Raw genomic sequence first — 21,880 nt, forward strand, 5'->3', positions numbered from 1 at the left:
ACGAGTTAGGACGGCAGGAGGGCCCGACCGTGGCGGACGGGCCCTCGTGGGGTGGTGCGATGGGCTCAGGCGGTGAAGCGGGGGTCGCGGGCTTCGATGGCCTGGACGAAGGCGGTCCATTCGGCCTGGTCGAAGGCGAGGTGGGGGCGGTTCGGGTTCTTGTCGTCGCCGAGCCAGACGTCGCCGTTGTCGAAGCGGGCGATGATCACGCAGTCGCCGTTGCCTTCTGCAGAGAAGGGGGACTTGGCCCAGGCGGCGTCGGCAGGGTTGTGATCGTAGGGGTCGTGCCTGTTGCTCACGTCAACTCTTCCAACTTGCGTTCAAGGGCGGCGATGGTGTCTTCCGGAGACAGCGAGCACCGCTTGACTCGGGCAAACGCCCTTTCGGCTCGGCGCACTTCGCGTCCCGCTCTACGCGGGAGCATACCGCCGACGGCTTCGACGAAGACGAAGCCGTCGTCCGGGTCGTCCGGGAAGCGCATCACGGTGACGCCTGACGCGAGGATCCCGGGCCTTCCCGCGCTCAGCGGCACCATGCGCAGCGAGACATTTGGGTACCCGGCTACCTTGATGGCGTGATTGATCTGGCCGATCAACACGTCCGGATCTCCTGCTACGAGCAGCGCAACCTCGCCGAAGTACGCCTCGTACGTGAGAGTTGGTTCGTCCGTCAGGCGTCGTTGGCGGAGTATCCGAACCTCGGCTCCGGCATCGATCAACTCCTCGTTCGGAGCGTCAACTCCCGCGCCGATCATCTCCTTGGCGTAGTCCATCGTCTGGACCAAGCCGGGGAAGGCCGAGGGGAAGTAGTTCAGCATGTGTGAAGCGTCGGCTTCGAGGGCGAGGTACTCGGCGAAGGCTGGCGTGATGGTTTCGGAGTAGTCAAGGTCGCGCCACCACTGTTTCGGAGGTCCGGAGCCGAGGAACGCTTCGAGATCTTCCCGCTCCTGACCAGTGACCCCGGCGTGGTCAAGCAACGTGGCCAGGTCGGCCGCGCTGATCGGCTGTAGGGCTCGCTCGATTCTGCTGAGCCGACCGGCACTCCACCCCTTCAGGCCGGCGGTCATGTCGGTCAGCGTTCTGTTGTTCTCCAGCCGCCAGGTGCGCAGTTCGTCACCAAGGCGGATCTGCCTGATGGCCGATAGGTCCTTGCTCAAGTGGCGCCCCTCCCTGCGGTGTGTGGGGTCCAGTCTCGCCAGTTCGTAGGCCTGGGCTCAAGTCCAAATCATGATCAATTAATTTCTCTGGCATTGAGGTTGCGTTTTCGAATTACGAGGATCCACACTCAACGTGACCGCACGAACACGCCACTGAAGGTGTGGGGTGACTCATGTCCACCTTGCGTAACCCGGTCCTCCGAACCTGGGAGACCGCCCTCACCGAGCACGCGACCTCGGTCTGCACCGCCCGCCGTCTGATCCGCGATCAGCTCACCTCCTGGGGCTGGGCCGGAGAGCCGGTCGACGACCTCGTCCTCATCGCCTCCGAGCTCGTGACCAACGCCGTCGTCCACGCCTGCCACGGCCACGGCGAAGTCCGCCTCTACCTCCAGGAGTTCGACGGCGACTGCCGCCTCGAAGTCTGGGACCCCCGCGGCGACCTCCCGCTTCGCGAGCCGCGTCCGCGCCGCTTCAACGAAGGCGGCCGGGGCATCCAACTCGCCCGCCGGATCGCCTTCGACTTCGGGGTGATCACGCGGCGCGACGAGGGCAAACGCGTCTGGGCGCGCGTCCTTCGTGCTGCGAACAGCAACGTTCCCTCGCCCGAAAGTTGAGCACCATCAAGCTCGCCACCACGGCTGCGATCACCGCCGCCAGCCTCGCCCTCGCCTGCTTCGCCTCGGACCTCGTCCCACCGCGCGAGCCGGCCACCGCCGATGTCGTCTGGTGGACCACCCTGGCCGCCGCCCTGATGACCGGCATCAACCGTCACAACGACGTCGACGACGACGATTGACCCGAGGAGTTCGACCCGTGACCACCATGCACCCCGCCGCCATCGTCTTCCGTGACCCTGAGGCCCTCCGTGCCCGCTGCGACATCGGCGGCGTCCGCAGACTCCACGACGTGCCCGGCTACGAGAACGGCGCCGTCGTCCCCGCCGGCGACTGGTCCCCGCTCCCCGGGGACCACCCCGAGCGCTTCGCGCCGGGTGTCTTCACCAAGGACAGCGGCCTGGTCGAGTTCTTCCGCCTCCCCGAGACCGTCACCGACGTCCACGCCCTCGCCGCGCTGGTCGGCTTCCTCGCTGACCCGATGCTCGTCGCCCTCGGCGAGACCGACGACCCGCCCGGCGAACCGGTCACCCACCGGCTGCCGGAGAGCGGCCTGCGGCCCGGCCTGCACGTCGACGACCACCAGAACCTGCCCTACCCGGACCGCGACAGCGCCCGTCGGCGGCTCTGCGTCAACCTCGGCCCCGGCAGTCGCCACCTCCTGCTCGCGGACACCGACATCAAGTCCATCTGCCGTACCGTCCATGACCGTTACGAGACCCACCACCCCCACACCGGCGACCTGCGAATGTTCCTCGCCCTGCGCAGACCGCTCAAGCTGCTGCGCGTCCGCATCGACCCGGGGGAGGGCTGGCTCGCCCCGACCGCCGTGTTGCCGTACGACGAGTCCACGGACGGCCAGGAGCTGCCGTCGCTCACCGCCTCCTGGCTCGTCCACTGGGAGCGCGACCTCTTCGCCCCGCTCATCTGACCGCGCCCCGGTCACTCTCCGTACAGGCCACCCCGGAGGGGGCGGGCGTACCCGGCGCCGTTGCGCAACTTGGAGCGTGACCAGTTCAGAGGGCGCGTACTGGCCGTTGCGCGCCCCGGTTCGCGCCGCGCCAGTCCGCCTCCGCCGACCGCTCCCACCGACGGCCCCCGCCGACGGCCTCCGCCGACCGCTCCCGCCGACGGCCCCCGCCGGCGCAACGCAGTGGATCAGTCACGCAAAGCCCCGGACGCCGCGCGGCGGTTCCCGTGCGAACGTGCGGGTCGGCGCGGGGCGGCGCAGGCTGGAAGGGGTTTGATGGCCCGGCCGGGCCGGGCTGGGCCGCCGGTTCGGGAAGTGAGGCTTCCGATGAGCAGGCTGGAAGAACAGATCGAGATCGACGCCCCTGCTGAGCAGGTCTGGGCACAGCTGCACCGGATCGACGAGTATCCACAGTTCGTCGACGGTGTGCGCAGCGCTTTCGCCGAGGGCGACAGCCGGGCGCACTTCGACGTGGGTGCCGGGGGTGAACCACGCGGCTTCGACACCGAGCTCACCGACCGGGGCGGTGAGCAGGTGCTGGCGTGGCAGACGCTCGGCGGCAGCCCGGAGCTGAAGGGCGCCTTCGCCGTGCTGGAGCTGGACGACGGGCACTGCGCGCTGCAGGCGCGGCTGGAGTACGACGGGGCCGAGCTGCGGGAGGCGTTCGGCGGGCCGAAGGGGTTCGCCCAGGTGCGGGCCGTCGAGCAGGCGGTGCGAACGGATCTGGAGCAGTTCAAGGAGATGGTGGAGAACAGGTAGGGCGGCACAAGCGGGAGGGCGGAGTGAAAGTCGGCGCGGCCGGCTTTCACTCCGCGGCTTTCACTCCGCGGCGGGGCGGCTATCGGGCCTCGTGGCTGGGCAGGCTCGGTCGGACACCGACCGAAGGGGGCCGCACATGGCGGCAGTGCACGAATCCGTACTCGACGCGATCGGTGGGACGCCCCTGTTCCGCCTCGCCCGGCTCGGCGCCGGGTTGCCCGCGCCGATCTACGCCAAGGCCGAGTTCCTCAACATCGGCGGCAGCGTCAAGGACCGCGCCGCGCTGTCCATGGTGCTGGCCGCCGAGCGGGACGGTCTGCTGCGGCCGGGCGGGACGATCGTCGAGGCGACCTCCGGCAACACCGGCATCGGGCTGGCCATCGTCGGGCGGCAGCGCGGCTACCGGGTGATCGCCGGGGTGTCCGACAAGTCCGCGCCCGAGAAGTCGGACATCCTGCGGGCGTACGGCGCGGAGGTGGTGCTCGCCCCGACGGCCGTGCCGGCCGAGGACCCGGCGCACCTGTTCAACGTCGTGCGGCGGCTGGTGGAGGAGATCCCCGGCGCCTGGCTCGCCAACCAGTACGACAACCCGGCCAATCCGGACGCCCATGTGCGCACCACCGGCCCCGAGATCTGGGAGCAGACCGGCGGCCGGGTGACCCACTTCGTCGCGGGCGTCGGCACCGGCGGGACCATCACCGGCAACGGCGGCTACCTCAGGCAGGTGTCCGGCGGCTCCGTGACCGTGGTCGGCGCGGACCCGGAGTCCTCGATGTACGGGGGCGGGGACGGCAGCCCGTGGTTCGTCGATAGCATCGGGCACTTTCTCCACCCCGACACCGTCGAGGACCGCTGGCCGCAGGCCTACCGGTCGGACGCGGCGGATGCCTTCGAGCGCATCCCGGACCGCGAGTCGCTGCTGACGGCCCGTCGGCTCGCCCGCGAGGAGGGCATCCTGGCCGGGCCCTCCTCGGGCACGGCGGTGGCGGCGGCGCTGCGGGTGGCGCGGCGCCTCGGGCCGGACGACCTGGTCGTGGTGCTGCTGCCGGACTCGGGGCGGTCCTACCTCTCCAAGGTGCACAGCGACGACTGGATGCGACAGTGGGGCTTCCTGGAGGAGGCGGACGGCCTCCGGCCGCTGATTCGCCCGCTGCTCGACGGGGCCGGCCCGTTGGTCGTGGTCGACGCCGGTGCGACGGTCGGCGAGGCGCTGGAGGCGCTGCGCGCCGCGCCCGGCGGGGTGGCGCCGGTGGTGCTGGCGCGGTCGGCGAGGCCGTACGGGGTGAGCGCGACGGAGGTGGTCGGCTCGGTGTCGCGGGCGGTGCTGGCGGCGGCGCTCTCGGACGGCGGGGCCACGCCGGGCGATCCGCTGGGTGATCCGCTGGGCGCGCTGATCGGGCCGGTGCTGCCGGCGGTGGGCGTCGGGCAGTCGCCGGCCGAGGCGCGGGCGGTGCTGGGGGGTGCGCACGAGGCTGCGGTGGTGCTGGTCGACGGGCGGGCGGTGGCGGTGCTGCCGCGGGCGGCGTTCGGGGGGTGAGAGCGCGGGTGGGAATGCGGGCGAGCAGGGGGTGAGCAGCGGATGAGCGGGCGCGGTTGGAGGGCCGCGCCCGCCGGCGGGGCGTGCGCAGGTGGCCTAGCCTTGAATGAGGTGAGGCCACCTGTCATCGTTGTCCCCTTAGCCGCTCAATCGGTACCGATCGGGTCGAGCTGGGAGGCAGTCGACCCGGTCGCTCGGCTAATCCCCCGGGGGGGATCTAATCTAGCAGCGGAACGTCGTGATAAAGCATCAGTTCCGTCAGGGCACGCAATTCGTCGTTGTCTTCCATCGACAGGAGCATGCGGGTGATCCGGTTGAAGATTTTCGGAATATCAACGATCCTTCCCCGGAAAAGGATCCAGCCAGGATCCGACTCGTCCCAAAGGTAAGCATATTCCTCTTGATCACCCGATGTGTGGTGTGCCGACGAAATCCCATGTCCTTTCGCCTGGGTTCATTACAATGCATTCCGAGTTGAAATAGCAGGCCTTGCTGCCTTGTCGGTTCCGTCAGCCGAGGAAAGAAAGGCGTGTGAACTTCTACATCGTTGCAGGCCTACTGAACATACTCATCCAGAACTGGATGCGGGTCTCCTCCGCGTCCGCCAGGAACATCTCGTATCCCCGGTCTCCGGCATCCACCGTGATCATGGAGAGTTCCGGGTCGTCGACGGAGGACAGGAAGTCGACGAGAGCGCGAGTCGCAGCAAGATGCCTCGCCTCAGTGGGACTCCGGAGAAGCCGCCGAGTATACGTCCGGCGCAGCGACTCACTGTTTACAGGTGAGCTCTCCAGGATGGTGTCGCCCTTCAGTAGGGCCTCGATCTCCTCAGGGCAGACGCCCTCAATGATCGCGGTGCGGATGAGCCTCATGGAGTGATCCGGGTCCATGGCCCTCCGTTCACGCTGATCTCGGCGCCGGTCACGCTGCCGCTGATGGTGACCTCCATTTCGGTCGCGTAGTCCTCGACGTAGACGACGCCAGGGACGCGGGAGTAGCCGGGGCCATCGGCGTTGGGGATCCTCAGGACGGCCCCCGGACCATTTCCCTCTATGCTGCAGTCACGTGCGACGTCTTCGAGCTCGGTAGTCCAGGAAGTGTATCCGCTGTCGTCGGTGTTGCCGCCGACATGGCGCTGCACATCCATATTCTTCCCGTTCGGCACGGCGCGGCCCTTGAGTGCGTCCTGGTATGCCCTGAGCCAGTTAGTCGGGGACGACTTGTCCGCGTGGCTGACGCCACGGTATAGGTAGGGCGATTCCGCGGGTTCCAGCTTCCACCATTGACGGTCGGGGTGATGGGCTCGTCCGTGGCGTGCGCGGTGACGCGCGGCGCGAAAAGCCGACTCTTGGTCGCCCAGGAGCGGATACCACCCATGCCTGCGACGGCGACTTGTTGGGCGAGTTCGTCGGCATGCTTTTCGACCTGGTCGGCGACGTTGTTGCAACCGAATTCGCGGAGTTTGGCTGCGGCGACGTACATGGCGTAGGCGGGGCGGACGGGGAAGTACTTGTCGGCGAAGGCGCCAGCGCCGCCGTTGCGGCTGGTGACGGCGCCGAAGACGTCGCCGACGAATTCGAAAGGCATTTTGAAGCCCTTGACGAGGCCGCTCCGGATGGCCTCGAGGTTGCCCATCTTCTCGGGGTCGTCGTCCTCGGGCGACAGGCCGGTGGGGTCGGTGTAGACGGTGGGTGCGCCGGCCGCGTAGGTGTATGCGGATGTGTACGGGGACGAGGCCGGGGTTGCCAGTGGGTCGCGTCCGAGGAAGCGTCCGGTCGCCGGGTCGTAGTTGCGGGCGCGCAGGTACTGCTTGCCGGTGAGGGCGGGGTCGTTGTACTGGCCGGTGAAGCCGAACGGGCTTGCCGGGGCGTTGGCTGCGACGGCCGTGGTGGTTTGCTGGCCGAAGGCGTCGTAGGTGGCGCGGGTTTGCTGGGTGCCGTTCGCGTCGGTCAGGTCCGTTATGGAGCCGAGCCAGTCGGGGTGGTTGTAGTAGGTGGCGCTGGCGGTGTGCTGGGACTGTGGCAGTCCGAGCGGGTCGTAGCCGTAGTCGCCTACCGTGGCACCTGTGCCGTCGGTCTCCGTGGCGAGCTGCGGGAGGCTGTTGTTGATGTCCCAGAGCGCAGTTCGGACCGTGGCGCCGGCCGAGCTGGTGGTGACGCGGTTGCCCTGGGCGTCGTTGGTGAAGTTGTAGGTGATACCGGCTTGGACCGCGCTGATCGGGTGGTTGGTGAAGTCGTAGCCGATGGTGCTGGTGCTGAAGCCGTTGCCGGTGTAGTTGCCGTCCGCGTCGTACGCGTACTTCTGGCGGATCAGGCCGGCGCTGGTCAGCGTGAGCTGGTCCGCGGAGTCGTAGGTGTAGGTGGTGGTCTGACCGTCTCGGGTCGAGCTCTTGCGGTTGCCGACCGCGTCATACGTGTAGGAGGTGGCTGAGTTGTCGGCGGTTGCGGAGGTGAGTCGGCCGCTGGCGTCGTAGGTGTAGGTCTGTCGGGTTGGCTGGGTGCCGAGTCGGTTCACGTCGACAGCGGTCGGCTGGCCTGCGGCATCTCGGGTGAGGTTCCAGGATGCCAGGGTGGTGGTTCCCTTGGTGCTTCCGATGCTGCTGAGTCGTCCGGCGGGGTCGTAGGTGCGGGCCTCGGTGTAGCCGTTGCTGCCGGGCAGCGTGGCGCTGGTCAGATGTCCGGCTGGGTCGTAGGAGTACGTCGTGCTCAGGTCGCCAATGCTCTGGCGGGTCTGTCGACGATCGCCGTCGAAGGCGTAGGCGAACGACCGGCCGTCAGGGTATTGACGATTAGTCAGGTTTCCGACGGCGTCGTAGCCGTAGGTGAAGCCTGCCGTGCCGTCCGGCTTGGAGGCGGACGTCAGCCGACCTACGGAGTCGTACCCGAAGGCGCGGCTTCCGCTGGCGTCGGTGATGGAGACCGGGCGTCCGGCCTTGTCGTAGGTCCGGGAGACGGTGGGGGTGCCGTCGGAATAGGTGGTGACGGTGGGCAGCCCCCGGGAGTCATAGGTTGTCGTGGCCGTTGCCCCGCGGCTGTTGGTGGTCTTCGCCGGGTTGCCATCAGGGTCGTAGCTGTAGCCGACCTTGTGGCTGAGCGGGTCGGTGGCCTCGACGAGGCGGTGGACGGCGTCGTACGTGTAGGTGGTGACGTGGTCGTTGGCGTCGGTCCGACCGGTCCGGTCCCCGACCGTGTTCCACGCGTTGGTGGTCACCGCGCCCGTCGGGTCGGTCACCGTGGTGACCCGTCCGATGGCGTCGTAGGCGGTGGCGGCGGTCCGGCCGAGTGGGTCGGTCACCTGGGTGGGTCGGTTGAGGGCGTCGTAGGACGTGCTGGCGGTGTTGCCGAGCGGGTCCTTGACGGTGGTGAGGTTTCCCGCGGCGTCATAGCCGTAGGTGGTGGTGTAGGTGGAGGCGGTGGTGCCGGAGGCGTTGCCGCGCGGGTCGGTGACGGTACTGGTTCGCTGGTCGTTGTCGTAGGTCCAGGTGGTCTTGTTTCCTTCGGGGCTGGTGCGGCTGATCCTGTTACCGTCGGCGTCGTAGTTGCTACTGGTGGTCTTGCCCAGCGCGTCGGTCAGGCTCGTCGGCCTGCCGGTAGCGTCGTAGCCGAGGGTGCTCTTCGCGCCCGTCGGGTCGGTGGTGGCTGTGATCTGGCTGGCCGCGTCGTACATGGTGGAGGTGCTGTTGCCGAGCGGGTCCGTGAATGCGACGGGCCGGTTGACGGCGTCGTGGGCCGTGGCGCTGGTGGCCCCGGTCGGGTCGGTCGCGGTGGTCCGGTTGCCGTTGGCGTCGTAGCCGTAGGTCCACGTGTAGCTGGCCGCGGTGGCTCCGGGGGCGTTTCCGCGTGCGCTGATGGTGGTGAGGAGCCGGTTGTTCCCGTCGTAGCCGTAAGTGGTCTTGTTCCCGGCCGCGTCGGTGACGGCGGCCAGGTTCCCGGCCGGGTCGTAGACGCTGGTTGTGGTGTTGCCTGCCGGGTCTTTGGTCGTGGTGCGGTGGCCGGCGGCGTCGTAGCCGTAGGTCGTGGTGCTGCCGAGCGGGTTCTTGGTGCTGGTGAGGTTTCCGGCGTTGTCGTAGCCGTAGGCGGTGACGCCGCCCAGGGGGTCGGCGGCCGAGGTGAGCAGGTCGCCGGCGTCGTAGGTGTACGTGGTCGTGTACGCGGCGGCGTTGGCACCGGGTGCGTTGCCCCGTGGGTCGGTCTTGCTGGTGACCCGGGCGGCCGCGTCGTAGGTGAACGTGGTCTTCTCACCGAGCGGTGTGGTGACCGAGGTGCGGTTGCCCGCGTTGTCATACCCGTAGGTGGTGGTGGCTCCGCGCGGTGTGGTCACGGTGGCCATGGCACCGAGCGGCGTGTAGGTGTAGCTGGTCTTCCCGCCTGCCGGGTCGGTGGTGGCGGTCAGCTGGTTCGCCGAGTTGTAGGTGTAGCTCGTGGTCCGGCCTAAGCCGTCCTTGAGCGAGGCTACGTTGTTGTTGCCGTCGTACGTCCAGGTCTGGGTCGCCGACACCGAAGCGGGGGCGACGCTGGTCAGCACGTTGCCGTTGGTGTCGAACGTCAAGGTGGAGGTGTTGCCGTTGGGATCGGTGACAGCCGTTCGGTTGAACGAGCTGTCGTAGGTGTAGCGTGTGGTCTTGCCGTAGGGGTCGGACTGCCAGCTGATGACACCCCCGGTGTACACGTGGGTCCAGATCCGGCCGTCCGGGTGGGTCACGTACGTAGGTTCAGGCACGGATTCCGTGAAGTCGATCGGGCATCCGTGCGCTGGGTGACGCTCCGTCACATCCGGGTGGAGACCTGATGCTGTCAGAGCGCGGTGAGCGCGCGACTGGCTATCTCGTCGGGTGTGCCGACAGCGTCGACCGTGACGAGGAGCCCTTGCCTTGCGTAGTGCTGGATGATGGGCTCCACCATCGCTTCGTAACTGCTGAACCGACCGCGGATGCTCTTCTCTTTGTCGTCCTCACGCTGATAGAGCTCACCGCCGCAGACGTTGCAGGCGCCATCGACGTCGCGGGTGTCCACCGCCGGCTCGTAGACATGGGCCGAGTCGTTACGGCAGAGGCGACGGGCGGACTGGTGGCGGACGCGGCCCTCCACCTCCTGCTCGGTAAGGTACAGGCGCAACACGCTGTCCAGGGGCGTGCCGAGTTCGTGGAGCAGCTCGTCCAGAGCAAGCGCCTGGGCGGCGTTGAGAGGGTGCCGGTCGAGGAGGAAAGCTGCGGGGGCCGCCTGGCACAGGTGGTCCCGGACGATCGCGTTGATGATCTCGTCCGGGAGCGGCCCGCCGGAGTTCATGATCTCGGCGGATCGGATCCCCAGGTCGGTGCCCTGGCGGAGGTGAGCGCGTATGAGATCGCTGAAGTTGATGCGCGGCACTGCCAGGGCCCGAGCCAGCGAATCGCTCGGTGTCTCCCACAACCACGCCGGTGGTTGCAAGATGGCGATGCGCGTCGAGCCCGTCGCCATCAGCCGCAGATCCAGTAGCTGTCGCGGATCGGGTGCTTGTATTGCTCACCGGTCGAGCGCGTCACCACGACACCGCCGTCCTGGTAGGAGACCCGGTCGCCCGCCGCGACGAACACCGGTGCGTCCAACTCGACCTGAAAGTCGGCGTGGAGCAGGAACTCGCTGAGCAAAAGCATCCGCGGCACCGGGGTAACCCCATCGATATTCAGGCGCACGACCCAAGCATCCCGCAGGGGCCGGTGCCGTCGCGACTGGTTTCGATCTGTCGGCCGTGGCTGAACCGGGGTTGGCATGGATTCGGTGAAGTCGGTCAGCGGGCCGTGACGGTCTGTGGTCGGCGGCTGGCCGCGGTCAGGAGGAGCCGCTTGCGCAGCAGCGGTGGCTTTGCTCGGCCGAACATGCTGCGCTTGAGCGCCTTGAGGTCGTTGACGCGGCCCTCGACCGGCCCGGACGACCAGTCGGTGCTCATGCCGTAGACGACGGCGTCGAGGTCGGTGAGCAGTCCGGCGGCGAAGCCGGCCAGGCCGCACTGCTCGTCCGCGCAGACGTCGGCGATCCAGCGGGTCAGCTGGTCTCCTTCACGGTTGGTCATGTTGGTCATGATGGTCATGATGGTCATGATGGTCGCGAAGGTGCGGACGTGGCTGGCCGCGGCCATGAGCTCGGGTGATCGGGCCAGCAGGATCTTGAGCTGCTGCTGATCGTCCTCGCGCAGGTGGTCGGGGTGGCGCATGATCCAGCCGGTGGCCTCGCGGGGCGAAGGCGGCCGGGCGATCGGTGGCGAGTCCCCCACGGCCGAACGCTCGGACCGTAGCGGCCGGACGTAGTCGCGCAGGGTGCTGTAACTGCAGCGTGCCCCGCGTTCCTGCAGTTCACGGTGGAGCCGGGCCAGGTTCGTGCAGCCCTCGGCCATGCGCTGTTCGAGGTACGGCTTGAAGCGGTCGAGCTTGCTGGTCCGGTTCTGCCACTGGCCGTGCAGCATCGCCTCGGGGCTGGCGGCACGCGCGTACTTGCGGACCGTGTTGCGTCCGAGACCGAGACGTCGGGCGATCTCGCGCAGGCTGACGCCCTGCTCGACCTGGGCACGGACGGCCGCGTGGGTGTCGCGGAGCCGGTCGAGGAACTTCCCCTGCGGGTAGGGCTCGGGCGTGTCCTCGCCAGCCTCGACGATCTCGGTCGGCGCGAGTTCGCGAGCCACTGGCTCGGGCGGCTCGGAGGCAGGTGCAGGTGCAGGTGCGGGTTCGGCGAGGTCGCGCAGCAGGGCACGGTGGCGGGAGACGAGGCGTTCGACGGCTTCGCCGAGGTTGCGCCAGACGTGCCATTTGTCCGCACAGTGCTGGGCGTTGGGCGCTCCGGTGCGAGCGCCGTCCGCGAAGACCTGTGCGCGGTCGCGGCAGACGATCTCGACACCGGGGTGCTCGCGCAGCCAGGCGGCGACGCTTTCCGCGTCGCGGTCCGGGAGCAGGTCAAGGGGCTGGTGGGTCTCGCAGTCGACCAGGACGGTGCCGTAGCGGCGGCCCTTCCTGGTGGCGAACTCGTCGATGCCGAGCACGCGCGGGCTCGCCCAGACCGGGTCCGGCAGCGCTATGACCAGCCGTAGGACGGTCATCCGGCTGATCACGATGCCGAGCAGCAGAGCGAGGCGGGCCACGGCGCGAGCGGCCAGGACGACGCCGAGGGCGCCGAGCATCCGCTGAAGGACCGGCGTCCGTCGGCCGTAGCGGCAGGTCAGCCCCTCGATCTGCTCGGCGAAGGTGACCCGCGGGCAGTCCCCGTTGTCGCAGAACAGCCGGCGCACCGACAGTTCGATCACCACGCCCCGCCCGCCGCACGGCGCGTCGGCCAGGCGCCGTCCATACCTGCTGTGCACCCGACCTGACACGGTCTGGCAGCCTGGACACGACACCGGCACGTCCTCCAGCGTCGACGCCTCGATCACCACGCGTCCGTCCCGCACATCCATGCACTCGACCCGCACCCCTGCGAGATGCGGAAGCAGAAGGAAGTTTCCTCACACGCGGTCAGCATCCACCCGGCTATGACGGAGCGTCACCCAGCGCACGGAAGCACGATCGACTTCACGGAATCCGTGCCTGAACCCGTACGTAGTGGAGTTGTCGGTGTCGTAGCTGAACGTGGTCTTCCCACCGAGTCCATCGATCTGGCTCACCACCCGGCCGGATCCGTCATAGGTGTTGGCCGCCACGACGTGGCCGAGCGGGTCGGTGACCGTCGCGAGCAGCCCGTTCGCGTCGTAGCCGTAGACGGTGGTCTGGCCGCGCTGGTCACGAACGGCGGTGGGCAGGTTGCCCGTGTACTGGTAGGTGACCGTTCGCTGACCGGGCAGCGTCATGCTGGTCAGCAACGTACCGGTGTAGCCCAGGCTGACGGAGCGGCCAACGCCGTCGGTGATGGCGGTGAGCTGGCCGCCCGTATATGTCATCGTGAGGCCGACGCCGGCCGGATCGACCGTCGAGGTCAGCTGGCCGGCCGAGTCGAACATCAGCTGGTGCTGGTCCGGCGTGGTCAGCATGTAACCCGCGCCGAGCCTTTGCAGGCTGGAGTGAATGTAGGGACGGGTGGCCTTGAACGAGCCGTCGTCCTGGACCCCGGCGGGCCCCGTAGGTGCGGCCGGATTCCTCCCACACCGCTGCGGTGGGTTGTCCGGTTTCTGGACTTCACGCTGGGCCGGTGATGCGGGGCGCTGGTGGGTAGGGGCGAGCGTGTGCGGTATCCCGGCGACCTGTCGGATGACGCGGTGGGGCCTGATCTGGCCGGTCATCACGGCCTGACGGCCAAGCGGGTCCGGTTGCGGAACATCGCCACCGAGCAGTGAGACCAACCCGTTGAAGCCGCGTCGGGCCTGCTCGGACCTGCCCGACAACTGCACCCCGCTCAAGGCCGCCTGATCAACACCCTTCGACGAGCTTCCGCGGAGCAGCGCTAGCCGCCCGTCGGCGGGGCCAGGATGGCGGTGATCACCCGGTCCAGTGCACGGTCGAAGGCGGTGTCCGGATCGCCGGGCGGTCCGGACGTCGCGAACGCCTGTGCCAGGTTCGGGTATTCGCCGCTCATGGCGGCCCGGGTGAGGTAACCGACCAGCTCCGCCTGCCACTTGGCGCCCGCGGCCGCCGACTGCTCGTACTGGGCGTACTGGCAGATGAAGCCGTTGAACAGGGCCATGGCCTCCATCCGGGCTCCGCCGTCCAGGCCAGTGGGTGCGGTGACGGCGAGGAAGTGGTCGGTGTAGCGCAACGCGTTGGGTCCGATGCCCGGGCGGGAGATGACCAGGGCGGGCAGCCAGGGGTGGCGGCGGCAGAGGCCGAGCTGCTGGTGGCCGAGGCGGGCGAGGTCGGCACGGCAGTCGCCGGTGGGGGCGAGGGCGGCGTAGTCGTACTCGGCGACGGCCGCGTCGAGCATGAGGTCGAGCAGGTGCTCCTTCTTCGGCACGTAGTTGTAGAGCGACATGGTGCCCGCCCCGAGGGCGGCCGCGACCCGGCGCATGGAGGCGGCGTCCAGGCCCTCCGCGTCGGCGATCTCGACGGCCGCGGCCGCGATGGACGTCCGGCTGTGGGCCGGCTTCGGCCCGCGGCCGGTGCGCTCGGGGCGCAGCCAGATCAGTTCGGGCGCCTCGGGGGCGGCCGGGCGCTGGCTGCTGCTGGGGGGCTTGCTGGACGGCACTGAAGATCACCTCGGCCTCCCATCTTAGATACGTACGGCGTACGTAGTACGATGCGCTTGCGCGCGCTTCTACGTACGCTGTACCTAGAGAAGGGGCAGAGCCATGTCCGACACCGCCCGACCCGCCATCGAGATGACGGGCGTGGAGAAACGATTCGGGTCCACCGAGGCGCTCCGCGGCCTCGACCTCGCAGTCCCCGCCGGCACCGTGTGCGGGCTGCTCGGCCCCAACGGCGCCGGCAAGACCACCGCTGTCCGTGTCCTCGCCACCCTGGTCGCCCCCGACCGGGGCACCGCCCGGGTCGCCGGCCACGACGTCGTCCGCGCCGCCGAGGACGTCCGCCGGGCCATCGGCCTCGCCGGGCAGCACGCCGCCGTCGACGAGGGCATCACCGGGCGCGACAACCTCCACCTGCTCGGGCGGCTGCACCACCTCGGCGCCCGCCGCGCCCGGGCCCGCGCCGACGAACTGCTCGAACGCTTCGACCTGACCGGGGCCGGCGACCGGCTCGTCCGCACCTACTCCGGCGGCATGCGCCGGCGCCTCGACCTCATCGCCAGCCTGGTCACCAGCCCGCCGGTGCTCTTCCTGGACGAGCCCACCACCGGGCTCGACCCGCGCAGCCGTCAGGAGATCTGGGACACCGTCAAGGAGTTGGCCGACGGTGGCACCACCGTGCTGCTCACCACCCAGTACCTGGAGGAGGCCGACCGGCTCGCCGACGACATCGTGGTCGTCGACCACGGCGCCGCCATCGCCACCGGCCCACCGGCCCGCCTCAAGGCCGCGATCGGCAGCCAGCTGTCCGTCACCCTCGCCGATCCGGAGCAGCTCGCCTCCGCCGCCGTGGTGCTGTCCGCGCTCTCCGGCGGGGATGCGGAGGTGGACGTGGCCGAACGGACCGTGACGGTGCTGACCCGGCCCGGCGTGGCAGTCCTGCTGCCCTCGCTGGTAAGGGAGTTGGAAACCGTCGGGATCACCGCCGAGGACGCCGCCGTACGGGCCCCCTCACTGGACGACGTGTTCCTCGCACTCACCCGCGAATCCGCCGACACCCTGAGGAGCGCCGCCTGATGGCCGCCGTGTACGCACCCGCGCCGATGCCGTCCCGCCCCGCCCGGCTGGTCGTCGACACCTGGACGTCGATGCTCCGCATCCTCCTCAACTACCGCCATTCGCCGGGCCTGTTGGCCGCCTCGCTGGGCGTTCCGGTGATCATGGTGGTGGTCTTCGGGTACGTCTTCGGCAGCGCGATGCGGATCCCGGGCGGCGGCGACTACCGCGAGTTCCTGATGCCCGGCCTGTTCGCCATGGTCGCCACCAACGGCATCATGCCCACCATGGTCGGCGCCGCCCGCGACGTCGGACGCGGTGTCACCGACCGGCTGCGTTCCATGCCCGTCTCCCGCACCGGTCTGCTGCTCGGGCAGACCCTCGCCGACCTGCTGGTCAGCGTCCTCGTGCTGGCCCTGCTGGCCCTCGTCGGGCTCGCCGCCGGCTGGCGAGCCCGGGGCGGCGCCGCCGACGCGGCGGGCGCGTTCGCACTGCTGCTGCTCTTCCGCTTCGTGATGACCTGGGTCGGCACCTGCCTCGGCCTGGCGGTCGGCAAGGAGGAGGCCGCCGGCCAACTCTCCGTCGCCGTCTTCCCGGTGGCGATGGTCACCAACGCCTACGTGCCCACCGGCGGCATGCCCGGCTGGCTGCGGGTCGTCGCCGACTGGAACCCGATCAGCTCCGTCGTCCAGGCCTGCCGCGAACTCTTCGGCAACCCCTCCGCGGCGGGCGACGCCTGGCCCATGCAGCACGCCGTCCTGGCCGGTCTGTTCTGGAGCGCCCTGCTGCTCGCGCTCTGTGTGCCGCTCGCCGTACGGAAGTTCGCCACGCACGGGCGCTGAGCGGGCCGGAATCGGCGATCCCGTCCGACGCGGTTCGGCTGACGGAATGTGCTGGACATCGGCTCCGGTGCGGCCGAAGGTGGGCGCCATGGAGTTCACCCACCTCGGCCGCACCGGCCTGACCGTCTCCCGACTCTGCCTGGGCACCATGAACTTCGGCCCCCACACCGAGGAGTCCGAGGCCCACCGCATCATGGACACCGCCCACGAGCGGGGCATCAACTTCTTCGACACCGCCAACGCCTACGGCCGCGACAGCGAGGGCAACCTCAAGGGCCGCACCGAGGAGATCATCGGCCGCTGGTTCGCCCAGGGCGGCGGCCGCCGCGAACGCACCGTCCTCGCCACCAAGGTCTACGGGGCGATGGGCGACTGGCCCAACGAGGGCAAGCTCTCCGCGCTCGCCATCCGCAGGGCCGTCGAGGCCAGCCTGCGGCGCCTGAACACCGACCACATCGACCTCTACCAGATGCACCACATCGACCGGGACACGCCCTGGGAGGAGATCTGGCAGGCGATGGAGGTCCTGGTCGCCCAGGGCAAGGTCATCTACGTCGGCTCCAGCAACTTCGCCGGCTGGCACATCGCCCAGGCCCAGGAGGCCGCCCGCTCCCGCCACTTCCTCGGCCTGGTGAGCGAACAGTCCCTCTACAACCTCCTCGACCGCACCATCGAACTCGAGGTCATCCCCGCGCTCCAGCACTACGGCCTCGGCCTGCTGCCCTGGTCCCCGCTGCGCAGCGGCCTCCTCGGCGGCATCCTCCGCAAGGAACGCGAAGGCACCCGCGTCCGCGGCGCCCTGCCCCTGGTCGACGGCCTTCTCTCCGTCCACCGCGACCGCATCCAGGCCTACGAGGACCTCGCCGCCGACCTCGGCACCGACCCCGCCGACCTCGGCCTCGCCTGGCTCCTCACCCGCCCCGCCGTCACCGCCCCCATCATCGGCCCCCGCACCCCCGCCCACCTCGACGCCGCCGTCGCCGCCCTCGACCTGAAGCTCGACCAGAAGACCCTCGACCGCCTCGACGAACTCTTCCCCGGCCACCAACCGGCCCCGGAGGACTACGCCTGGTAACCGCACCCCCGGCCGGGCGCCGGGAGGCCACCGCCCCCGACGCCCGGCCCACCCGCTCAGACCAGCGCCCGGGCCCGCTGATCCCAACTCTCGACCCGCACCATCGCGTCGGTGACCAGGTCGAGCGCGGCCATGATGTCCCTGGCCGGGGCCCACAGGTCACGACTCACGTTGGTGAGCCACTCCATCATCATCCGGAAGAGCCGAAGCGTCTCCAGACCCTCGCGCGAGGCCTGGGACATGTCGATGAGCTGGTGCAGGAAACCGTGGGTCTCCTGGCCGTCCCCGGTCTGCGGCAGGTGCTGGAACATGTCCAGCGAGGCGTGTACGGTCGCGTCGATGTTCGACATGCGCGTGGTGAACTCCGCCGCACACGTCTTGAGTTCGGCCGCGGGGCGGCTGAGGGCGGCGCCGAAGCGCCTGGCCGTCGCGAGCGCGGCGGACGGTGGCGCACCGTTCGCCGAGGCGCGCTTCATGTCCGGTCCGAACTCCTCGGCCAGGGTGCCGATGGTGTTGACCAGGCCGGTCATGGTTTCGATGCCCTCGGTCATCAGGTCCATCTCGGCCTCGACCGTGGCGAAGAGGTCGATCAGACCGGGCGCGTCCGCCTCGTCCGGTCGCGGCTTCGCCGACACCTCGACCTCGGTCCCGTCCGGAGAGACTTCGACCCCGTCCGGAGAACGGAGACCGAGCAGGATCCTCGCTGGGGTGAGCGGGGCGAACCCCTCCCGGATCCCCCGTTCCAGCGCCTCCTGCAACTCGTTGCGGGCGTTCACCAGTCCACTGCGGGAGCGCTTGAACAGGATCGTCCGGATGGGCGAGATGTCGAACGGCAGCCGTCCGTGCTCGCCGATGTGGATGGTGAGACGGCCGGTCGTGTGCCGGAGGCCGAGTTCGTACATCACGTTGGCGTTTCCGCCGGTCACATCGGCGATGACGATGTCGGACTGCAGCACGTGGCGGCAGATCTGCTCGGTGATCTCCCCGGCCTGCTGGATCTGGTCCGCGCGCACCGCCTGGACGCGGAAGGCGGCACAGGCCGGGCCGATGACTTCCTCGAAGGTCTCGAGGGACGTCTCGTACGCCTGCCGGGCCGGGCTGCCGACCTCGGCGTGGCGGTCCCCGATCGGGCCGATCACGAAGCAGGTCAGCAACTCCTCGGGCACCTCCGGCTGGAGCGGCTCCGGTCGAGGCGGCTCCGGTTGGGCGGTCGCGGTCATGGCGATCATGCGAGGTCCTTCCATTCGAGACCGGGCAGGGGCGGGGCGCTGACCCAGGGGTCCAGGTCGGATGCGTAGACGGGGAGGTCCTCGATGCCCAGGGCGCTGAGCAGGCCGACGGTGGGCACCCGGTAGCGGTATCCGGTGCGGACCACCGGGCAGGGGAACGCGTCGCGGTGGATGAGTCGGTAAGCGGTGGCCTGGCAGATGCCGAACGCCCGGGCTGCGGTGCGCAGGTCGACGACCAGCGGGAGGTCGAACAACTCGGGAAAGGTCATCGGGCCACCGGCACGGGCGGTCACCGGCCGACCCCCGCCGAGCGGAGGGAGAGCGACCCGAGCCGCGGGCCGCGGTGCGGCCGGTGGGCGCGGTGGACCACCTCGCGCAGGCCGAGGTGGTCAGCGAGTTCACTGAGTCGGGCGCCCTCCACGGTCGAGCGGGAGGTGAGGCGCAACGGCGCGGCCAGGCCATCCGCGCGGTCCGGCGGGGTGATCGTGAGCTCCCAGAAGTCCTCGGCCGACTCGGCGGTGCGGGCGTCGGCCACGGCGACGATGTCTTCCACCGGCTGTCCTCCGGAGGCCGACCGGCGGGCGAACTCCCACCCCCGGCGGCCGGCCGTCCGGAGTAGATCCATTCCGACGTCGGGGTCGTCCGCCGACACCTCGGCCAGCCGCTCGACGATCGCGAGCGTGACCTCGGACTCGACGTCCCGCCGGTCCGCGCCCAGGCGGGCCGATGCCTGACGGGCGATCCGGCCGAGGTGCGGCAGGGCGAGCCAGACGACGGCCTCGACCCACCCGGTGACCTCGGTCGAGCCGATGGCCGCCGCCAGCGCGTCGTGCTGGGCCAGCGCGACGGCCCCGCGCCAGACCTCGTTGCGCAGCGCCTCGTCCACCGGCTGCTCGTACAGCGCCGCCCGGGCTTGAGGCAGGTCGAGGTGGACGGTCTCGCCGCCCACCTCGACCGGGAGGGCACCCGGTCGCAGGTGGGCGGCGCTGGTCACCCGCGCGTGGATGACGTCGAGCACGCTGTTGTACGGGATCAGAGCCATGAGTCGGTTCCTCCAGTCGAACGGTGCGGGTCGATGCGGTCGAGAAGGGGATTGATCTTCGAGCTCAGGCGGCCGAACGCGGTGAAGAGCCCCCTGAGCGCGCTGGGACGGCGGGACGGGACACAGCCGGGTGTGGCGAGGAGGTTTCCGGAGGGGGTCGGGACGTAGAGCCAGGCCCTCCGGGCGAACGCCTTTCCGGGGACGGTCGCCAGGACGCTCTGGAACCGGTCCGGGTGCAGGCCGGTGTGCTGCGAGGCGACCACGTCCTCGTACACCCGGTCGGAGATGATCGCCACCAGGTGCGTCGTCTCGGAACTGGCCCTGGCCAGCACGGCCTTGATCTCCCGGGAGTCGAGCAACCGGTGCAACTCGTTCCTCGCCGGTCCGTTGCCCTCGCCGGGGGCGCCTTCAGGGGTGACGTGGCCGGAGTGGATGCCGGCCCGCATCCGGAGCCGAATGTGACCCGAATCGGCGTTGTGCTTGCCGAGTTCCTCGTCGAGGCGGTCGAGGAAAGGGTGGACGACGAAGCCCAGCAGGGCGGGATCGAAGCCGAACGCGACCCCGTCGCCGGAGTTGGCGAGGAAGCGCTTCGCGGTCCGGATGCCGTCGAGGCCGGCTGCGGTGAGGGCGGCGTCGATGACGGGCTCAAGGTAGGCGCTGACCGACGCGTGGACCGCGCCGGGCAACTCGGTGAAGCCTTTCAGATCCACACAGAGCAGGCCCGAGAGCGGCGGCAGGGGCTGGCTGGAGGCGCCGGCGGACCGGGTGAACACCAAGGTCATCCAGCCCGCGCCGCCGCCCGAGCCGGAGAACCCGCCCCGTCCGGCCGGTGACCTCCCCCGGGCTTCGCTGGCCAAGGTGGCTGACGCGGCCGTGGCGGCCTGGGACGACGAGGGCCTTGAGCGGCGCCGACTGCGCTGCCTCAGCACGGTGACGATTCTTGAACACCTCCAGCGTTTCCCCGGCACTACCTGGCAGCAGCGATGGGTGGCGGCCGGACTGGACGAGTACGGCACGAATCCCGGCGACCTGGGCGGCGAGGACAAGAAGCTGCGCAAGCTGTTCATCTCGGGCACCCGCCAGTTGTTCTGCCTGCGGGTGATCCGTCCGAGCCTGGACTCCTTCCGCGGGCACACCTACCCGAACTACGCCCTCGACTTCCGCCTGGTGGCCAAGGACCCGCAGCTGGACAAGTTCCACGCCGCGGTCGAAGCCTCCGACGCGACCCCGGCGGCCCGGCGCACCGCGCTGTTCGACGTCTCCTGCGCCCTGACGGTGTTCGGGATCTCCCTGGCAGACCTGACGCCCGAAGTGCTGCTGCACTACTCGCTGGAGTCGCGGCGCAAGCAGCTCACCCGCGGGGCCACCAAGCGCGGCCAGGAGGACAACTACGCGGCGATCGCGGCCTGGCACATCCTCTACGAGTCGGGACACTTCCCGCCGTCGGCTCCGAACGTCTTGCGGGCCGCCCTCGTTGGCGGGCAGAAGAGCGTCGAGGAACTCGTCGACCGGCAGCAGCTGTGCAACATCAACGTGCGCAACCTGCTGGTGGACTACCTTCGCTGCCGCGCCGCCGACCTGGACCACTCCTCGCTGCGGCCGCTGGCCCGGGTACTGCCCGGCACGTTCTGGAGCAATGTCGAGAAGGTCAACCCCGACCAAACCGACCTGCGGCTGAGCGAGGAGACCTACCAGCAGTGGAAGGAGACCATCTCCGTCCTGCCGGGCGGGCGGCCCCGGCTCGACATGGACGGCGTGCTGCTCAAGGTCCGCACCTTCTACCTGGACTTGCAGAGCTGGGCGGTCGCCGAACCCGAGCGCTGGGCGGCGTGGTCGGTGCCCTGTCCCATCCGGGATGCCGAACTGCGCTGGTTCAACGTCCGCCGCCGCGAGATCAACGCACGGATGGCCGAACGCACCCGAGTCCGTCAGCCTCTGCTGCCCCTGCTGGTTGACCACGTCACCAACCGGTGGATGCGACTGCGCGAGATCCTCACCGCCGCCCAGGCCGTCGAACCCGGTGAGCGGTTCACCGCCGCCGACGCACAGTGGCAGCGCACCGCCAGCGAGTACGACCTCAAGCGGGCAAAGACGGAGAAGTCCTTCCCCGTGCGGGCGGAGTAATTGTCAAGATCTGTGGACGGGACCAACCGGCTGGTAGTTGCCGGTATTGTGAGCGTGGGCCGTGACTGGCGCTGAGGTGGGGTACCACCGGGGAGCGGCCTGACGCATCGTCGATGCCGTGCGCCTGGGCACCTCACTGTGGAGCTCAGGAGTGGTACGTGGTGGAGACGCAGCAGGCGCGGCTGATGGACGGTACGGATCTCGCCCGCCGAATCACCGAGACCAGCGCGGCAGCCGCCGACGACATCCGTCGGCGCGCGGGGGTGTCCCCCTGTCTGGCGACCGTGCTCGTGGGAGAGGACCCGGCCTCGGTCACGTATGTCCGGATGAAGCAGGCC

Annotated in this window: 23 protein-coding genes and 1 riboswitch; of the genes, 10 read left to right on the forward strand and 13 right to left on the reverse strand. The window is 69.6% G+C overall.

All coding sequences use genetic code 11. The annotated features are described in order from the left end of the window. Positions 1–65 precede the first annotated feature (65 nt). Positions 66–299 carry a DUF397 domain-containing protein gene (locus ACIOJE_RS16025; protein WP_400776691.1) on the reverse strand — a complete coding sequence of 78 codons (234 nt, stop codon included), beginning with the start codon at positions 297–299 and terminating at the stop codon, positions 66–68. Then, entirely contained in the window at positions 296–1,156 is an 861-nt protein-coding gene (locus ACIOJE_RS16030) for a helix-turn-helix domain-containing protein (RefSeq protein WP_400776694.1), read from the reverse strand. Before ACIOJE_RS16030 ends, ACIOJE_RS16025 begins: the two co-directional genes overlap by 4 nt. A 173-nt stretch (positions 1,157–1,329) precedes the next feature. On the opposite strand from ACIOJE_RS16030, the gene ACIOJE_RS16035 reads away from it, so the two are divergent. The 5 genes from ACIOJE_RS16035 to ACIOJE_RS16055 all read left to right on the forward strand — a co-directional run bounded on the left by ACIOJE_RS16035 (position 1,330) and on the right by ACIOJE_RS16055 (position 5,039). Beyond that, positions 1,330–1,773: an ATP-binding protein gene (locus ACIOJE_RS16035; protein ID WP_280682789.1), complete on the forward strand. Its 444-nt coding sequence runs from the start codon at positions 1,330–1,332 to the stop codon at positions 1,771–1,773. Continuing rightward, the gene (locus tag ACIOJE_RS16040) at positions 1,770–1,955 is read left to right on the forward strand and encodes a hypothetical protein (RefSeq protein WP_280682787.1); all 186 of its coding nucleotides are present in this window, start codon (positions 1,770–1,772) and stop codon (positions 1,953–1,955) included. The genes ACIOJE_RS16035 and ACIOJE_RS16040 overlap by 4 nt, the downstream gene beginning before the upstream one ends. A gap of 17 nt (positions 1,956–1,972) precedes the next feature. Beyond that, complete coding sequence (locus ACIOJE_RS16045; protein ID WP_280682785.1) at positions 1,973–2,704, forward strand: hypothetical protein; 732 nt, start codon at positions 1,973–1,975, stop codon at positions 2,702–2,704. 366 nt (positions 2,705–3,070) lie between these two features. Then, the gene (locus ACIOJE_RS16050) at positions 3,071–3,502 is read left to right on the forward strand and encodes an SRPBCC family protein (RefSeq protein ID WP_280682783.1); all 432 of its coding nucleotides are present in this window, start codon (positions 3,071–3,073) and stop codon (positions 3,500–3,502) included. 136 nt (positions 3,503–3,638) lie between these two features. After that, positions 3,639–5,039 (forward strand): pyridoxal-phosphate dependent enzyme, encoded by a 1,401-nt coding sequence (locus ACIOJE_RS16055; RefSeq protein ID WP_400776700.1) that lies wholly within the window; start codon positions 3,639–3,641, stop codon positions 5,037–5,039. 539 nt (positions 5,040–5,578) lie between these two features. Here the strand turns inward: ACIOJE_RS16055 and ACIOJE_RS16060 are convergent. The 7 genes from ACIOJE_RS16060 to ACIOJE_RS16090 all read right to left on the reverse strand — a co-directional run bounded on the left by ACIOJE_RS16060 (position 5,579) and on the right by ACIOJE_RS16090 (position 14,176). Next, positions 5,579–5,929: a hypothetical protein gene (locus ACIOJE_RS16060; RefSeq protein WP_400776703.1), complete on the reverse strand. Its 351-nt coding sequence runs from the start codon at positions 5,927–5,929 to the stop codon at positions 5,579–5,581. A gap of 160 nt (positions 5,930–6,089) precedes the next feature. Beyond that, on the reverse strand, positions 6,090–9,740 hold the full coding sequence (locus ACIOJE_RS16065; RefSeq protein WP_400776706.1) for an RHS repeat-associated core domain-containing protein: 3,651 nt from the start codon (positions 9,738–9,740) through the stop codon (positions 6,090–6,092). A 92-nt stretch (positions 9,741–9,832) separates the two neighbouring features. Further along, a complete protein-coding gene (locus ACIOJE_RS16070) occupies positions 9,833–10,495 on the reverse strand; it encodes an adenylate kinase family protein (RefSeq protein ID WP_400776709.1) in 663 nt (220 codons plus the stop codon). After that, positions 10,495–10,710 (reverse strand): hypothetical protein, encoded by a 216-nt coding sequence (locus ACIOJE_RS16075; RefSeq protein WP_400776711.1) that lies wholly within the window; start codon positions 10,708–10,710, stop codon positions 10,495–10,497. The genes ACIOJE_RS16070 and ACIOJE_RS16075 overlap by 1 nt, the downstream gene beginning before the upstream one ends. A 95-nt stretch (positions 10,711–10,805) precedes the next feature. Continuing rightward, positions 10,806–12,473 carry an ISL3 family transposase gene (locus ACIOJE_RS16080; RefSeq protein ID WP_400776713.1) on the reverse strand — a complete coding sequence of 556 codons (1,668 nt, stop codon included), beginning with the start codon at positions 12,471–12,473 and terminating at the stop codon, positions 10,806–10,808. 33 nt (positions 12,474–12,506) lie between these two features. After that, positions 12,507–13,385 (reverse strand): hypothetical protein, encoded by an 879-nt coding sequence (locus ACIOJE_RS16085; protein WP_400776761.1) that lies wholly within the window; start codon positions 13,383–13,385, stop codon positions 12,507–12,509. A 53-nt stretch (positions 13,386–13,438) separates the two neighbouring features. Then, positions 13,439–14,176, reverse strand: coding sequence for a TetR/AcrR family transcriptional regulator (locus ACIOJE_RS16090; RefSeq protein WP_400776715.1), 738 nt, complete (start codon positions 14,174–14,176; stop codon positions 13,439–13,441). 103 nt (positions 14,177–14,279) lie between these two features. Between ACIOJE_RS16090 and ACIOJE_RS16095 the strand changes: the two genes are divergently transcribed. From ACIOJE_RS16095 to ACIOJE_RS16105, 3 genes are all read left to right on the forward strand, one after another. Continuing rightward, a complete protein-coding gene (locus tag ACIOJE_RS16095) occupies positions 14,280–15,251 on the forward strand; it encodes an ATP-binding cassette domain-containing protein (RefSeq protein ID WP_400776718.1) in 972 nt (323 codons plus the stop codon). Then, positions 15,251–16,072 carry an ABC transporter permease gene (locus ACIOJE_RS16100; RefSeq protein WP_400776721.1) on the forward strand — a complete coding sequence of 274 codons (822 nt, stop codon included), beginning with the start codon at positions 15,251–15,253 and terminating at the stop codon, positions 16,070–16,072. Before ACIOJE_RS16095 ends, ACIOJE_RS16100 begins: the two co-directional genes overlap by 1 nt. Before the next feature lie 88 nt (positions 16,073–16,160). Next, entirely contained in the window at positions 16,161–17,147 is a 987-nt protein-coding gene (locus ACIOJE_RS16105) for an aldo/keto reductase (RefSeq protein WP_400776722.1), read from the forward strand. Positions 17,148–17,203: 56 nt separating this feature from the next. Here the strand turns inward: ACIOJE_RS16105 and ACIOJE_RS16110 are convergent, their stop codons facing one another. From ACIOJE_RS16110 to ACIOJE_RS16125, 4 genes are read right to left on the reverse strand one after another with little or no spacing between them, the layout of a single operon-like run. Beyond that, positions 17,204–18,376: a hypothetical protein gene (locus ACIOJE_RS16110; protein WP_400776724.1), complete on the reverse strand. Its 1,173-nt coding sequence runs from the start codon at positions 18,374–18,376 to the stop codon at positions 17,204–17,206. Next, positions 18,373–18,645, reverse strand: a complete 273-nt coding sequence (locus tag ACIOJE_RS16115) for a DNA-binding protein (protein ID WP_280682770.1) — start codon at positions 18,643–18,645, stop codon at positions 18,373–18,375. Before ACIOJE_RS16115 ends, ACIOJE_RS16110 begins: the two co-directional genes overlap by 4 nt. 20 nt (positions 18,646–18,665) lie before the next feature. Further along, positions 18,666–19,418 carry a hypothetical protein gene (locus ACIOJE_RS16120; protein ID WP_400776727.1) on the reverse strand — a complete coding sequence of 251 codons (753 nt, stop codon included), beginning with the start codon at positions 19,416–19,418 and terminating at the stop codon, positions 18,666–18,668. Then, complete coding sequence (locus ACIOJE_RS16125) at positions 19,409–20,200, reverse strand: hypothetical protein (RefSeq protein ID WP_400776729.1); 792 nt, start codon at positions 20,198–20,200, stop codon at positions 19,409–19,411. Before ACIOJE_RS16125 ends, ACIOJE_RS16120 begins: the two co-directional genes overlap by 10 nt. Here ACIOJE_RS16125 and ACIOJE_RS16130 point away from each other — a divergent pair. Together ACIOJE_RS16130 and ACIOJE_RS16135 are read left to right on the forward strand one after the other, a co-directional pair. After that, on the forward strand, positions 20,184–21,542 hold the full coding sequence (locus tag ACIOJE_RS16130; protein ID WP_400776732.1) for a hypothetical protein: 1,359 nt from the start codon (positions 20,184–20,186) through the stop codon (positions 21,540–21,542). The genes ACIOJE_RS16125 and ACIOJE_RS16130 overlap by 17 nt on opposite strands. Before the next feature lie 51 nt (positions 21,543–21,593). Continuing rightward, a riboswitch (ZMP/ZTP riboswitch) is annotated at positions 21,594–21,679 on the forward strand. 48 nt (positions 21,680–21,727) lie between these two features. Next, on the forward strand, positions 21,728–21,880 hold a 153-nt coding region (locus tag ACIOJE_RS16135; RefSeq protein ID WP_400776763.1), incomplete at its 3' end, for a tetrahydrofolate dehydrogenase/cyclohydrolase catalytic domain-containing protein.

The organism is Kitasatospora sp. NPDC087861 (assembly GCF_044742585.1).
Classification (GTDB): Bacteria; Actinomycetota; Actinomycetes; order Streptomycetales; family Streptomycetaceae; genus Kitasatospora.

What these genes read in the sequence shown, in the direction of transcription:
- ACIOJE_RS16035 (WP_280682789.1), top strand. Translation starts at nt 1,330, where the DNA reads ATGTCCACCTTGCGTAACCCGGTCCTCCGAACCTGGGAGACCGCCCTC.
- ACIOJE_RS16050 (WP_280682783.1), top strand. Translation starts at nt 3,071, where the DNA reads ATGAGCAGGCTGGAAGAACAGATCGAGATCGACGCCCCTGCTGAGCAG.
- ACIOJE_RS16055 (WP_400776700.1), top strand. Translation starts at nt 3,639, where the DNA reads ATGGCGGCAGTGCACGAATCCGTACTCGACGCGATCGGTGGGACGCCC.
- ACIOJE_RS16060 (WP_400776703.1), bottom strand. Translation starts at nt 5,929, where the DNA reads ATGGACCCGGATCACTCCATGAGGCTCATCCGCACCGCGATCATTGAG.
- ACIOJE_RS16070 (WP_400776709.1), bottom strand. Translation starts at nt 10,495, where the DNA reads ATGGCGACGGGCTCGACGCGCATCGCCATCTTGCAACCACCGGCGTGG.
- ACIOJE_RS16095 (WP_400776718.1), top strand. Translation starts at nt 14,280, where the DNA reads ATGTCCGACACCGCCCGACCCGCCATCGAGATGACGGGCGTGGAGAAA.
- ACIOJE_RS16100 (WP_400776721.1), top strand. Translation starts at nt 15,251, where the DNA reads ATGGCCGCCGTGTACGCACCCGCGCCGATGCCGTCCCGCCCCGCCCGG.
- ACIOJE_RS16105 (WP_400776722.1), top strand. Translation starts at nt 16,161, where the DNA reads ATGGAGTTCACCCACCTCGGCCGCACCGGCCTGACCGTCTCCCGACTC.
- ACIOJE_RS16110 (WP_400776724.1), bottom strand. Translation starts at nt 18,376, where the DNA reads ATGATCGCCATGACCGCGACCGCCCAACCGGAGCCGCCTCGACCGGAG.
- ACIOJE_RS16115 (WP_280682770.1), bottom strand. Translation starts at nt 18,645, where the DNA reads ATGACCTTTCCCGAGTTGTTCGACCTCCCGCTGGTCGTCGACCTGCGC.
- ACIOJE_RS16120 (WP_400776727.1), bottom strand. Translation starts at nt 19,418, where the DNA reads ATGGCTCTGATCCCGTACAACAGCGTGCTCGACGTCATCCACGCGCGG.
- ACIOJE_RS16125 (WP_400776729.1), bottom strand. Translation starts at nt 20,200, where the DNA reads ATGACCTTGGTGTTCACCCGGTCCGCCGGCGCCTCCAGCCAGCCCCTG.